This window comes from Mycoplasma sp. 1890, assembly GCF_053851615.1.
The window spans coordinates 24,455-38,548 of the sequence record NZ_JBSQAZ010000009.1; the positions used below are offsets into that span (position 1 = coordinate 24,455).

15 protein-coding genes are annotated in these 14,094 nt (G+C 29.0%); 1 reads left to right on the forward strand and 14 read right to left on the reverse strand.

All coding sequences use genetic code 4. The features are described 5' to 3' along the window. Positions 1 to 16: 16 nt before the first annotated feature. From recA to ACWXVO_RS02325, 14 genes are all read right to left on the reverse strand, one after another. Positions 17 to 1,015 (reverse strand): recombinase RecA, encoded by a 999-nt coding sequence (recA, locus tag ACWXVO_RS02260; protein ID WP_438340389.1) that lies wholly within the window; start codon positions 1,013 to 1,015, stop codon positions 17 to 19. Between the two features lie 96 nt (positions 1,016 to 1,111). Beyond that, the gene (locus tag ACWXVO_RS02265) at positions 1,112 to 3,289 is read right to left on the reverse strand and encodes a phenylalanine--tRNA ligase subunit beta (RefSeq protein WP_456002347.1); all 2,178 of its coding nucleotides are present in this window, start codon (positions 3,287 to 3,289) and stop codon (positions 1,112 to 1,114) included. A 20-nt stretch (positions 3,290 to 3,309) separates the two neighbouring features. Then, a complete protein-coding gene (pheS, locus tag ACWXVO_RS02270; RefSeq protein WP_438340391.1) occupies positions 3,310 to 4,248 on the reverse strand; it encodes a phenylalanine--tRNA ligase subunit alpha in 939 nt (312 codons plus the stop codon). Beyond that, positions 4,241 to 5,455 carry an AAA family ATPase gene (locus ACWXVO_RS02275; protein WP_438340392.1) on the reverse strand — a complete coding sequence of 405 codons (1,215 nt, stop codon included), beginning with the start codon at positions 5,453 to 5,455 and terminating at the stop codon, positions 4,241 to 4,243. The genes pheS and ACWXVO_RS02275 overlap by 8 nt, the downstream gene beginning before the upstream one ends. Before the next feature lie 128 nt (positions 5,456 to 5,583). After that, on the reverse strand, positions 5,584 to 5,898 hold the full coding sequence (gene rpsR / locus ACWXVO_RS02280) for a 30S ribosomal protein S18 (protein ID WP_438340393.1): 315 nt from the start codon (positions 5,896 to 5,898) through the stop codon (positions 5,584 to 5,586). Between the two features lie 15 nt (positions 5,899 to 5,913). Further along, positions 5,914 to 6,378 carry a single-stranded DNA-binding protein gene (locus ACWXVO_RS02285; RefSeq protein WP_438340394.1) on the reverse strand — a complete coding sequence of 155 codons (465 nt, stop codon included), beginning with the start codon at positions 6,376 to 6,378 and terminating at the stop codon, positions 5,914 to 5,916. Positions 6,379 to 6,407: 29 nt separating this feature from the next. Continuing rightward, positions 6,408 to 6,836 carry a 30S ribosomal protein S6 gene (gene rpsF / locus ACWXVO_RS02290; RefSeq protein ID WP_438340395.1) on the reverse strand — a complete coding sequence of 143 codons (429 nt, stop codon included), beginning with the start codon at positions 6,834 to 6,836 and terminating at the stop codon, positions 6,408 to 6,410. A gap of 166 nt (positions 6,837 to 7,002) precedes the next feature. Continuing rightward, the gene (locus ACWXVO_RS02295; RefSeq protein WP_456002350.1) at positions 7,003 to 7,701 is read right to left on the reverse strand and encodes a ribonuclease HIII; all 699 of its coding nucleotides are present in this window, start codon (positions 7,699 to 7,701) and stop codon (positions 7,003 to 7,005) included. 1 nt (position 7,702) lies between these two features. Continuing rightward, a complete protein-coding gene (locus ACWXVO_RS02300) occupies positions 7,703 to 8,659 on the reverse strand; it encodes an HAD-IIB family hydrolase (RefSeq protein ID WP_438340397.1) in 957 nt (318 codons plus the stop codon). An 84-nt stretch (positions 8,660 to 8,743) separates the two neighbouring features. Beyond that, positions 8,744 to 9,370 (reverse strand): uracil phosphoribosyltransferase, encoded by a 627-nt coding sequence (gene upp / locus ACWXVO_RS02305; protein WP_438340398.1) that lies wholly within the window; start codon positions 9,368 to 9,370, stop codon positions 8,744 to 8,746. Positions 9,371 to 9,402: 32 nt separating this feature from the next. Further along, the gene (gene deoC / locus ACWXVO_RS02310; RefSeq protein ID WP_438340399.1) at positions 9,403 to 10,065 is read right to left on the reverse strand and encodes a deoxyribose-phosphate aldolase; all 663 of its coding nucleotides are present in this window, start codon (positions 10,063 to 10,065) and stop codon (positions 9,403 to 9,405) included. 27 nt (positions 10,066 to 10,092) lie between these two features. Next, entirely contained in the window at positions 10,093 to 11,388 is a 1,296-nt protein-coding gene (locus ACWXVO_RS02315) for a thymidine phosphorylase (protein WP_438340400.1), read from the reverse strand. Next, a complete protein-coding gene (deoD, locus tag ACWXVO_RS02320; RefSeq protein WP_438340401.1) occupies positions 11,388 to 12,104 on the reverse strand; it encodes a purine-nucleoside phosphorylase in 717 nt (238 codons plus the stop codon). The genes ACWXVO_RS02315 and deoD overlap by 1 nt, the downstream gene beginning before the upstream one ends. A 109-nt stretch (positions 12,105 to 12,213) precedes the next feature. Then, on the reverse strand, positions 12,214 to 12,963 hold the full coding sequence (locus ACWXVO_RS02325; protein ID WP_438340402.1) for a DNA-processing protein DprA: 750 nt from the start codon (positions 12,961 to 12,963) through the stop codon (positions 12,214 to 12,216). A 396-nt stretch (positions 12,964 to 13,359) separates the two neighbouring features. On the opposite strand from ACWXVO_RS02325, the gene ACWXVO_RS02330 reads away from it, so the two are divergent. Next, complete coding sequence (locus ACWXVO_RS02330; protein WP_456002353.1) at positions 13,360 to 13,671, forward strand: hypothetical protein; 312 nt, start codon at positions 13,360 to 13,362, stop codon at positions 13,669 to 13,671. Positions 13,672 to 14,094 lie beyond the last annotated feature (423 nt).

The window sequence follows — 14,094 nt, forward strand, 5'->3', positions numbered from 1 at the left end:
ACATTGTTAATAAACATTAGACATTGTTTAATTTTTCAATGACCTGATTATAAATTTCACTATAGAGTTCATTATTTGTTTGTAACAATAGCGATAAATTAATTTGACCTTGGGCAATATTTTGGCCATTATAGTTATATCATGAACCTTTACGAGAAATAATCATAAATTCCTCTGCTAATTGAATAATCTCATTAACCCTTGATACACCTTTTGAAAATACAATTTCAATTTGTGCACTTTTGTATGGTGGGGCTAATTTATTCTTAACAACCTTACATTTAATTTGATTCCCCGTTATATCACCGTTGCTAGTTATATTTTGTGACTTTCTTACCTCAAGCCTAATCGAGGAATAGAACTTAAGCGCCTTACCGCCAGTTGTAGTTTCTGGATTGCCAAACAATACTCCAATTTTTTCCCTTATTTGATTAAGAAATATAATCGTTGTTTTATTTTTAGATAATGTACCGGTAATTTTTCTTAATGCTTTCGACATTAATCGAGCTTGAGCACCAATTGTTTGGTCTCGCATTTCGCCATTTAGTTCAACTTCTGGAACTAATGCGGCCACTGAATCAATAACAATCAAATCGACTGCACCGGTTTTGGCTAATCTGTCAGCTATTTCTAATGCCTCTTCACCGGAATTTGGTTGAGCTAGAATTAAATTTTTAATATCGACGCCAAGGTTTTTAGCATATATTGGGTCAATAGAATGTTCAGCATCAATAAAAGCAGCAATACCGCCATTCTTATGAATTTCGGCAATTGCATGTAATGCCAATGTAGTTTTTCCACTGCTTTCAGGACCAAATATCTCAACAATTCTGCCTCTTGGTCATCCACCAATTCCAAGAATATTATCAATGTTTAAAGAACCGGAACTAAAAGTTTCTGGAATTATGTTAGGTTCTTCTCCTAATAACATAATTGATTCCTTACCGAATTCTTTTTCAATTTCCTTCAAAATTTGATCAATATTAACAACCTTTTTTATGTTTGTTTCATTCATATTTTTGCCTCCACTAATATTTTGCAATACTCGCTTTTAAAGTAGGTTATTTTAGGAAAAAATAGCGAAAACAGATGAAAAAAATATAAATTTGAATTATTTAGAAACAGCAAAAACTTGCTCAAGTTTTTTAATTGCTCAATCCTCAATTAAAAAGGAAAATGTAACATTTTTAGTATCATTATTTTTATAAAAAGTATCAATAATTTTGTATGAATAAATGCCCTTTATTGACTTAATTTTTTCAATGATTTCTTCAACAGTTTCGTGTTTATTTAGTTCAAAAGTAATATCCCTTGTTTTTATAGGTTCATGTCGATAATTAATAAAAGTATTAGAATCATTTAATAATTTATCAAGCATTATTTCTGCAAAAATATAATCTGAGTTAATAATTTGGGGATGAATTTTAGCTATATATCCAATCATTTCTGACCCTAGATAAATAACACATGATGCGTTGGGATGAAAAATTGTGCTATGTGTTTTTTTAAACTCTAATTGTTTATTAGTCAATGACATAACATCTTGTTTAATTTCAGCAAATGATTTAATATTTGAACAAAGACCCAAAATATTCATTTTGCGCCCGATCATTCCGATATCAAAATAAGACCCTTTTTTAAAACCTTGTTTTTCATTATGAATAGCCACCTCATTCAAACTATGAATAAATGATAGACGAACCTGCGAGTGATCATAATTTTTTGCATCCACTGCATTCAAAATTTCTCTGATATTAAAAGGGTCGAAAATATTTTCCTCAGGTTTTATTAGTGTATATGTTCTAACATTTGAATAATTTTTATTTGCTAATGTTCTATAGTATTCATAAACGTTGTTAATATCATAATTTAATCTTGTTATTTTAGGTTGTTTTAGTGGAAAATTATCATAACCATAAAATCTAAAGACCTCCTCAACGAAATCTTGCAAAGTATTTAAATCATAGCGATAAGTTGGAAAAACAACAACTGATTCATCATTTTTAAATTTAAAATCAAGTTTAGATATTTTTTTCATTACCTCATTAAACTTTTTAGTTTTATTAATTGAAAACCCTGCGCATTTATTCAAATATGATTTATCTATTAAGATGCTCTTCTTGTGGGTTTTGGGAACATTGATTTGATGCGAGTAATCAGTTAAATATTGAGCTAAAAAATTATAAGCCAAAATCAAAGAGCCATCCGATATCTCACGACTTGCACGCATTGATGAATTTGTATTTAATTTGATTTGCTTAGCATTTTTTCTAACACTCATAATATTAAACGAAGCAAGTTCAAATATAACTTTTTGAGATTCTTTCTTAAATTGATATTGTTCTAAACCTATAGTAGCAGCAATAGATATAGGTGTTTCATTATTAAACACACAAAGCGCATTTTTTAATTCAACTTCTTTATTACCTAAAATATTTAGCTTACCGCTATAATAATCAACATTAAACACATTTGATTGCAGGTCTTCTTTATTATAAATATGACATGGGACGCCGGCAAATAAAAGTACTAAGTTGGTAAGGTCTACAGCATTATTGAATGTTTTAATGTTATGTCTTCATAATAGCATTTGTTCTTGTAATGAACATCTTAAATTACTATTAGACGCTTCAACCAATGAAAAAGAATGAGTATCATTTAACTTTTTGACCTCAAATGAAGAAATCAAGTTAGGGTTTGCCTTTTTTGGTCATTTTATCTCGGTATCAAAAAATGCTGCTAATTCTCTAGCCATAACAAGATAACATTGCGCATCAGCACGGTTAGAAAGAATTGAAACTTCAATCATATAATCATCTAAATCAAAATAAGTTATTGGGTCGATATTTAAATCTATTTTATCTAATTGAAATATTTGATTGCCAAATTCCTCTGGAATTACATTCGAATTAAAACCCAATTCATCCAAACTCACAAACATACCTTCCGAAGTAATGCCTTTCATTTTTCTTGGAGCAAAGATAATTTCTTTACTTCTCGAACCAGGAACAAAGGAAAGAACATACTGACCTTTTTTCATATTGGTTGCAGTTGTTTGAATAATAGCTTTATGTCCGTCACTATATTCAACCTCACACACTGTTAAACGATCGGCTTGAGGATTCTTGTATGTATTTGTAACATGACATATTTTTATACCTTCAACATCACTGAATTTATAATATTGTTCCACTTCAAAACCAATTGAATTTATTGCTTCAACAACATCCTCGATAGTATGAGTTTGTAAATTAGCTAGTCTACATAATGTTTTAAATGAAAAAATCATATTCTTAACTCCTTAAACCTCTATTTAAATTGATTTAAAAATCTTTTATCATTGGTATATAACTCTCGAATGTCTTCAATACCATATTTAATCATTGTAATTCTCTCAATTCCAATGCCAGCTGCAAACCCGTTCATCATATTAGTATAACCAGCAGATTTTAAAACTTTATCATTTAACATGCCTGCCCCCAAAACCTCAATTCATCTATTTTTGAAAAAAATATCAACCTCAACACTAGGTTCTGTAAATGGAAAATATGATGGACGAAGCCTAATTTTTATGTCTTCCTCAAGTACATAAGAAAGCATTTCTTTCAATGTATACATTAATGACGCAAAGGAAACATTACCCACGCTAACTAAATCAAGTTGTGTAAATTGATGAGTATGTGTTTTATCTTCTTCATCATTTCTATAAACCTTACCAATGGCAAACTGTGAAAATTCCTTATTAGCAAATTTCTCAAGTGCACGAGCGCTTATTCCTGTATTATGTGTTCTTAAAAGCTCATTATTATTTAAATATAAGGAGTCCTGCATTTCTCGCGCTGGGTGTGATGCAGGAATGTTTAAATTCTCGAAATTATATCTATCATTTTCAATTTCAGAATAACTTAGCTCAATATAACCATTAAATAAAAGCCACTCTCTAAATTTTTGAGAAACAAGATTAACGGGATGAATTGAACCTTCATTTTCAACAGGAGTGGCATAATCCACAAAATCTTTTTCTAGTTGTTTTTGGATTTCTAAATTATTAAGTTTATCCTTTGCTATATCAAAAAAGTCTTCTGCTTGTTTTTTCAATTCTTGAATTTTTTTACCTATTTCTGGTTTTAATTCCTTAGAAGCTGTTTTTAATTGCTCCATTAATTGTTTTAATTCAGGAGAATTATTAAATTGATTTTTAATATTTTTTAAGTCTTCTAAATTATTGATTTTATCCAAATTAAACATTATTGTTCTCCTTTTTTTTAACTATTTCTCAGTATTGTTTAACTTTCTTTTCTCAACCTTGGCCTTGATATTCATATGTCTTTAAATTTATCAATTCATTGGGCAGATATTGTTGCTGGACTCAATGATAAGGATAATCATGAGGATACTTATATTTCTCTTTTTTAAAACTTGCAGACAAATTAAATTCCTTAAGATAGTAAGGAGGCTGATAAATTAAATTACGTTCCAATATTTTTTTAGTTTGTTGTATAGCAAGATATCCTGAGTTTGATTTGGGGCTCAAAGAAATATTAAGAATCGCAAAACCAATCGGCAAATAACCTTCTGGTAATCCTAATCGCTCGAAACTTTCAATTGCTGCTAGCGTTTGTGGGCCGACCATTGGATTTGCTAACCCAACATCTTCATAAGCGGCGCATAACATTCGACGAAATAAATCGCTAGTGTCTCCAGTTTTTAAAATTAATAGCCCTCAATACAAAGCAGCATCAGGATCGGAACCTCGCAATGACTTATGAAAAGCACTTAGCAAATCATAATGATTATCGGCATTATTATCACTTGCAAAATTTATTGAGGGGACCAACTCTTTAATTTTTCCCAATGTAATATTATCACTTGTGCTAAGTTTACTTATAAGATCAACAATATTTATGGCTCCTCGAAAATCGCCGTTAGCCTGTGTGGCAATAAAATCTTGTATTTCAACATTTTTTAATCAGTCGAATTGCATTTGTATAGATATCTGTTGTAGTCTTTTTTTAATATCTTGTTGCGTTGGAAAATCCATTTCAATAATATGAGTTCTTGAACGCAATGCTGGTTGTATTTTAAAATAAGGATTTTCAGTAGTTGTGGCATAAATGGTAATAAAACCGTCTTCTAAGTAAGGCAACAAAATATCTTGTTTATCTTTATTCAATCTATGCAGCTCATCAATTATTAAAATGTCGTTATTTTTGATTTTTGTAAGTAAATCATCCTTCTTATCAATAGCGGCATTAAAAAAATCATAATTAACATTCATTTGATTAGCAAGAATTGAAGCTATTGTAGTTTTGCCACAACCTGGTTTACCATAAAAAATAAATGAAGAAAGGTCTTTATTTTTGATTATAGAATTGAAAAGGTTTCTTTTAATTTTTGAACAAACAAAATCATCTAAATTATTAGGGCGCAACTGATTAGATAGGTTTAATTTCATATTACTAATTATAATTGAAATTAAAAAACTATAAGAATATTCTATGATGGTGTTTTAAAAGCAACTCTCATTCAATTTTACCAATAAAAAAGCGCACACTTTCGTGTGCACTTATTTATAAAATAAATTTATTTTGTTTCCTGTGTTGTAGTATCAACCACTGGTTTTGGGGTTGCTTCCTTCTTAACAAATTCTTTTTTAACTGGACCAATATAAGGCAAAATAGCAACTAATCTTGCTCTTTTGATTGCCAACGCTACCGCTCTTTGGTGTTTAGCACATGTTCCAGTTATTCTTGAAGATATAATTCTTCCTTGTAGATTTACTAATTTTGATAATAGTTCTTCATTTTTATAATCAACATAAGCAACAGGTAATTTATTTGAACAAAATTGACATGGACGTTTACGAACGAATAATTTCTTACGAACAATTCTCGCCATTTTTTTCTCCTTTATTTAAAAGTCTCAACTCAAACCATCTATGGCATCATCAACATCACTTGTATGTTCCGTAGATGCTTGTTCACTAGTTGGAACCTTGTTATTTTCTTCATTGGAAATGCTAAACTCTTTAAAATTATTTTTTCTTCTAGCCTCAGTAACTTCTCGCGATTCAAGAGATTGTATTTTATCAGCACTAACAACATAATTATTAATTAATTGCCCATTTTGATCAGTTGTTCTTGTTGATTGGAAAGTTCCCTCAACTAGCATCAACGACCCTTTATCTAAAAATTTGTTAATAAATGATGCATTGCTTCTTCACGCTACGCATGGAATAAAATCCGCAACAGGTTCAGAGTTAGGCGTCGAATATGTTCTAGTTACAACGATTGTAAACCTTGAATATTCAACGCTTGAAGCAGTAATCCCCTTATATGGCTTTGAAGCTAGTCTTCCGACTAAAATAACTTTGTTCATAACTTTTGCCTCCAATAAAATAAAATTAACTATTTAGCCACTGGTTGTTGTTTTTTAATGTATGGTCTTCTTTGTTCATTTCTTCTATCATTTGATGTTGCTTCTTTGTTTTCATTTTTATCAAATGATCTTCTATTTTCAAAATTTCTTTTTGTAAATCTTCTTTGTTTTCTTGGCTTCAATCCTTTTTCTGAATTTAAATTAATAATTAATGATCTAATAATTGACTTATCAATATTAAATTTTCTTGTTAATTCTTTTATTAATTCAGGTTGTGCACTTGTTAAAATCAAGAAATATGTTGCACGTGTTAATTTGTTAATTGGATACGCTAATTCAGTTCTCTCTAATCTTTCGAATTTTGTGTTTTTTTCATCTAATACTGAGAATACTAAATCCTTAACACTTTCTTCTGTTGATGTAGGGTTAACTAGAATCATAATTTCATATTTTGACATTATAGTTCTCCTTTTGGACTTTTGGGCCTTTATATTTGGCCAAGGAGTCTCACCCTTTTGTTAATAATTTTTTAAAAATTAAAATATTTTAACCTAATTATTTTACTAGAAAATATAGGGATTTTTTCAATATATAAATTTTATGGTTAAGTTACACAAAACACAGCTATTTTTCTAGTTCTTCAAGAATTTTCTTTGTTGTTTTAAATTGAAACTTTGCGACGTTATATAACTCAGAAATCCCAAATTTCTTCACAAAACTAACTCCTTGTTTAATAACCAAATCGCTTGCTCCAAGTATAAAATCAAAGCCATCATAATTAGCTTTTTGAGCTTCCATCTTTTTAAGAAGAATATATCTTGCTAAAATGGAAGCGCAAGCCACGGATAAAAATTTATCCTCAGCTTTTGTTTCTTGTACCAAACTAATTCTCTCAAAAATATTCTTCTTGATAAGATTCTTATTATAAAGGTTTGCTATATGCTCATTGAACTTATTCAATGTTGTATATTGGTCAATAACAACTTTTTTATTATTTTTTACAATGTTCTGCAATCTATCAATTGAATTCATATGAATAAGAGTTTTAACTGCATTATTATTAATTCCAAACTTAATCAAGTTATTATAACCCTTCTGGCTCATTGTTGTATCCTTAAACAAAACAACATTATTTTTAATAATGTATTCAGCAATCCCCATTATCTTAGAATCACTAAGTTTTTTACTATCCTTAACGCCAAGATTTTTAATTAATTGAATATTTTCTTCCGGAATAAAACAAGCAACTGAAACAATAGGAGCAAAATAATCGCATACTCCCGTTTCATCAACGCCAATATAATCAGAATCTTTTGTCATCATATTATTTTTCGTCTTTATTATAAAAATTATCGGCTTTTACAGTTTTTAAATTCTTCTTTGATTCATTTTTTAGGTTCTTAGCCATTTCAATATATTTATCTGGATTATCTAAGAATTCATCAATAAAGTATCCAACAGCTCCTTCTTTATTTGTTTGAGGCATCACAACTGTCGAAACCTTCTTAATTGCTTGCTCAGCGTTCGCAGGGCAAACCCCCACATTGCCGATTTCATACATGCTCAGATCGTTATATGAATCTCCCATTACAATGGTATCGTCAATATCAATGTTGTAATATCTCATCATTAAAGAAATAACCTTACCTTTATCAACTCCAATAGATGTAATATCAAAAACAGGGCTTAATCCTTCACCTTTTGATCAAGATGAAAATTCGCCAAGATCTCCATATCTTCTTTTTAAATATGTTAACAAATCAAGAACATCAGTTGTAGGTTGACAATCAAAAACTATTCCTGTTGGTTTTAAAGGTAATTTTTCCAAATTTATTGATTCGCGGAATTTTGTAGCTTGATTAAAACCAAAGACCTTCTCTAGGTTCGGATCTCTATGCATTAATTGAACTCAGTCCGGCCCTTCAATAGCATAATTTGAAATTTCTTTTTTAACTTTTTGATCACCTAAAATGTATAAAACCTCATTCAAATCAAGATATGTTATTGTTGGTATAAAGAATGGATCTGCAGGATTATGTATATGAGCTCCATTATAATTACCCACAATAGCGTTTAATCCAAGTTTTTGATAAACCGGCATTGTGCTTCTTCATGGTCTACCAGTTATGATAGATACAATATGTCCTTCCTTAATAGCTCTCTTGATTGCTTCTTCTGTTTTAGGGTGAATAGTTCCAGCACCAGAATCTGCTAACAATGTACCATCAAGATCAAGAGCAAATAAAAATCTTCTATTATTTGATTCTTTATTAAAAGCCATTTTTTTCCTTTCTTCAAAATTTAAATATTTATTTTCTTTAAAAATAAGGTAGAAAATAGAAAATGAGACACATAGTCTCTCTTTCTATTTCTTTGTTCCAAAAATACGGTCACCAGCATCTCCTAAACCCGGAAGAATATAGTTATTTTCATTTAATTCTTCATCTTTTGAAGCTAAATAAATATCTACATCAGGATGCTCAATATTAACCTTGTTAATCCCTTGTTCAACACCAACCAAACATATAAGTTTAATGTTTATAAAACCTTGTTTTTTTAATCTACTAATAGCATCGCAAGCCGATGAACCAGTTGCCAACATTGGGTCAACAATAATTACATAGCTATCTTTCTCAACATTAGGAATTTTAAAAAAATACTCAACTACTTGTGTGGTTTCCTCGATACGATACATTCCAATATGACCAACTCGAGCTTGTGGTACTAAATCTAATATACCATTAACCATACCAAGACCAGCACGCAATATAGGAATAATAACAATCTCCTTATCCAATTGCTCGCCATGAAAAATTGAACCAGTTGGTGTTTTGACCTCTAACGGCTTAGTTTGATAATCTCTTAACATTTCATAAACCATTAAAGATGCTATTTCATTAAGATTTTGCCTAAACTCATTATGAGTGGTGTTTTCGTCTCTCATCTTTGTCAACTTAGCATTGATAAGAGGGTGTTGAAAAATTTTTACCATATTTTGTCCTTACTTATTTGTTAAATTTTTAACTAGTAATTTGAACTATTATCTACTTTACCTTCGATAATTGTAACTGATTTTGAGGTACCTAGTCTATTAGCGCCTAATTCAACCATTTTTAATGCATCATCCTGTGATTTGATTCCACCAGATGCTTTAATTAATAAATTATCCTTAGCGACTTCCTTCATAATTTTAATATCTTCAAAACTTGCTCCTCTATATGAAAAACCAGTTGACGTTTTAATAAAATCAGCACCTGATTGTAATACTATTTCAGTTGCTTTAGCAATTTCTTCATTTGTTAGTAGTGCTGTTTCAATGATTACTTTTAAAACTTTATTACCACAAACTTCTTTAATTGCTTTAATTTCATTAAGAACATATTCATATTGTTTGTCTTTAAAACGCCCAACATTCATAACCATATCAATTTCATCTGCCCCATGTTCAAGAGCGATTTTTGTTTCAAAAACTTTAACACTTGCAACGTTATATCCTAATGGGAAACCAATAACTGTGCAAATTAAGACATCAGTATTTTTTAATTGTTCTTTTGCGTATTTAACATAAGAAGGCGCTATACAAACAGATTTAAAGTCATATTTTTTAGCCTCTTCTATTAATTTATCTATATCTTTTGTTGTTCCTGCTTGACCAAGGAAAGTATGATCAATTAACTTATTTAGCATTTTTTTCTCCTATTTTTTGTTTTTTAATTACATTAATTTAGTTAGAACTTCTTTGGTTTCAAAAGGTTTTGAACCAAACTCAATTTTATCTATTAAATCATTAGATAGCTTTTCATCGATTGGTTTAGATGAATATAAAGTAAATAAAACATCACCTTTTTTAACAAAATCGTTTGTTGTTTTATTTAAATAAACACCAGCATCAAAATCAATATTATCCTCTTTTTTGCTTCTTCCAGCGCCAAGTTTCATGGCCACTAATCCAAATTCAATAGCTGAATTAATTTTTAGATATCCTTCATTTTGTGAAATGATTTCAAACTTATATGTTGGATTAAATCAATTAGATTCATAAACTTCATCAACATTTCCGTTTTGCGCTTTAATTCATTCATTGAATTTTTGCAATGCTTTACCATTAGCGATAACTTCTTTAATCATTGCTCTGGCATGTTGCTCATCTTTAGCATTATTTGAAATAGTAAGCAATGTAGCACCCGATGAATATATAATTTCGGTAAAATCTTTAGGACCCATACCTTTTAAAGTATCCACTGCTTCGAGAATTTCAATTTTATTACCAATAGCACGGCCAAGAGGTTTCTCCATATTTGTAATTTCAACTGCAATCTTCTTGTTTAATTTTTTACCTATTTCAATCATTAATTTACCAAGTTTTTCAGCTTGATCAATATTTTTCATAAATGCCCCATTACCACATTTAACATCTAAAAGTATACAATTTGAACCTGTTGCTAGCTTTTTAGACATAATTGATGAAGCAATTAAGGGTATGGATTCCACAGTGCCTGTAACATCACGTAGTGCATAAATCTTTTTATCTGCTGGAACTAGTCTCTCGTTTTGTCCCACTACTGCAATGTGATGTTTTTCAACAACAGTCTTAAATTGATTGTCCGTTAGAGATATCGTATATCCGGAAATTGATTCAAGTTTATCCAATGTTCCGCCAGTGTGTCCTAGGCCACGGCCAGACATTTTAGCAACTGTAAGACCAAGCGCCGCTAGTATTGGACATAAAACAATACTTACCTTATCTCCAACTCCGCCCGTTGAGTGCTTGTCAACAATAGTTGTATTTAAATATGACCAATCAATTGTGTCACCCGAATTTATCATTGCATTAGTTAGATACGATGTTTCTGTTTCATTTAATGAATTTAAACGAATTGCCATAAGAAGGGCTGAAGCTTGGTAGTCAGGAATATTTCCATTAACATAGTTTTCAACAAAGAATTCTAATTCTTCCTTTGTTAATTCTTCTCTATTAGCCTTCTTATTTATGATATCAATTATTCTCATTATTGAAAATCCTTAGCAAGTGCAAGAGCAATTTTCATCATTCCATTAAATGAATTTTGTCTTTCTTCACTAGTTGTAAATTCATTTGTAACTAGATTATCAGAAATTGTTAATAATGTTGCAGCTTTTTTGTTTAATCTTTCAGCAACAGTAAATAAACCATATGCTTCCATTTCTGCACAAACCGCACCACCAGATGTTTCAATTCTTTCGCTAATAGTTTTTTCTGTATAAAATGCATCTTCACTTAAAATTCTTTCAAAATGAACATCCATTCCCAACTTTTTAGCATAATCTAAGATCAATTCATTCAAGTCATGGCTTGGTATTGCGATATTATTTTTATCTCCTTTAATAATTGAACTTCTAAAAGCTGTACTTTCGCTATATGCAGATGATGCAAGAACGATTTCATAATTTTTTAATTCTGCTTTAAACGATCCTGCTGAACCAATTCTAACGATTGCTTCAACACCATATTCTTTAAATAGTTCATATGCATAAATTCCGATTGATGGAACGCCCATCCCGGAAGCGCACACAGAAACTTTGTTTCCTTGATAAAAACCAGTATACATTAAGACATTTCTTACATTAGAAACTAATTCAACATTTTCTAAGTAATTATCAGCTATATACTTAGCTCTCAAGGGATCACCAGGCATTAAAACTAACTTTGCAAACGCATTTTCTTTAGCATTTATATGAGGTGTCATAAAATCTCCTTTTTTCTTATTTTTTTCTTATATATTTCCATATTTTTAATTACATTAAAAATTTTATTACAAAATTAGTTTTTAATTATCTTTATGATATATAAAAGTCCTAACAAATTTGATTATTATCATTTATAAGTGTAGCCCCCTCATTAATTAAATCAATATTTTGATCTTCACTTAAATGATCTCTAAAGAGTAAGCATTGCACATCTTTACCCTGGTCAAGAAACTCATTAATTGTTCCGTTATATTTTTTTTCCAATGAAGAAAGCAAAATTATCTTTTGACATAAACAAGCGTTAATTCTTTGTCTACTATAAAATGCATTTTTAGTTATGTGATATTCACTAGGATATTCGGATATAATTAAACAGTTATCATTTAAAAATTCTTTTAAATTTAAATTGTTTTTAGCATATTCAATTCCACATGGAAGCAATATAATAACCTTAAAATTACGCTTCAAAAATGTTTTTAGGATTTTTTGCTCTAATCCAGTCCAATATAAATTAATAAACACGCTATCATTGTCATTTTTGTATTTTTCTATATATTCAATTATATTTTTAGTTTCATATGATCCTGTTAAGTAGATGCATTGTTGCCTATTGCTTTGTTTTAAGATATTAAGATTTCCTTCATAAAATAATACAAATGGTGGCTTAGTTATATTTAAAAGTTGTTTAGGGTATTCATCATCTAAAATAGTTATAAATTTTTTATTTTTCTCATGAATTTTAAATTTAAATGTATCAAATTCTTCTTCTTTAATTTCTTCCTTATTTTTTATTGCCTTATAAACATCATTTCAATCACCTTTGTATTTAAATATAAAATATAATAGTATTTCGTTCATTCGTCCTCCACATATAAACATAATATGCTAAGAAGATGATTTCTTCAACCAAATTGGGAAAAAACAGTGAAAATAAAAAGACACAAAAATGCCTTTTTATAAAAAGATGAAATTCCATATGCTATATAAAATACATCTCCAATTTTTATCTAAAATTTCGCTAATAACACAACAAAAAAGTATACTTAAATGACGTTATAATATTTATTTTTGCCTATTCTAGTGTATTTCAAATCATTTTTGTAGTCTCTATTCTAATGTTGTTTTAATAAAAAATTTTTATGAATTACGCTTGCGAAATAGTAAATTTTAAAGAACGATAAAATTACAAATAATGATGATGATAGAAATAGAAATGCTTCTAATACTTCTAGATTTTCATAATAAATTATCGAAATGGCTTTGTGCTTTGGATTTAAGAATTCAGTCGGTTTATTGCTTTTTAGTTTTCATAAAAGAACATCAATTGCATTGAGTAAGGTTGCATCTAGTATAACTGATATCGATAATAAAATTATGTTAATTGCAAATAATATATTAATTATTATTGTGTTCATTTTAGATATAGTTTTTATTTTTGTTTTAAAACAAATATATAAGATAACGGAAAATGTGATTAATATTATCCCTAAAACTAAAATTGTGGCTCTAAATCCACTATATCAAAATATTGCTACTGCTTCCTCGTGTTTAATGACTTGAGGATAAGATTGCCGGGCTTCATAATCCAAAAAATACTGCGTATATAGAAGTGTTATAATAAAAAATAAAACTACAAATATTGTATAAATGGTTAGTATTGCTATTCATTTTGATTTAGAATTGTTTTTATTTTCCATTATTTATATTCTGTATATCTTCTTTCTAATGATGAAGCAAAACCAAATATTACAAATATAATGTAAGCAATAACCAAAATAGTTACAATAGCAATAATTATTTTCTTCTTTTTACTCATTATTTAATATACCCCTTTTCTTTTAGTAAAAAATTCATTTCATTCCCTTCATATTTAACTCAATTATAATTAAACATTTTTTTCTAATTTATCTCTTTTCTTATTATTTATTACAAAATTAGTTCTTGTAAATTTAAAGGTGCATATTAGCGTCAGCTATAATTATTTTACTA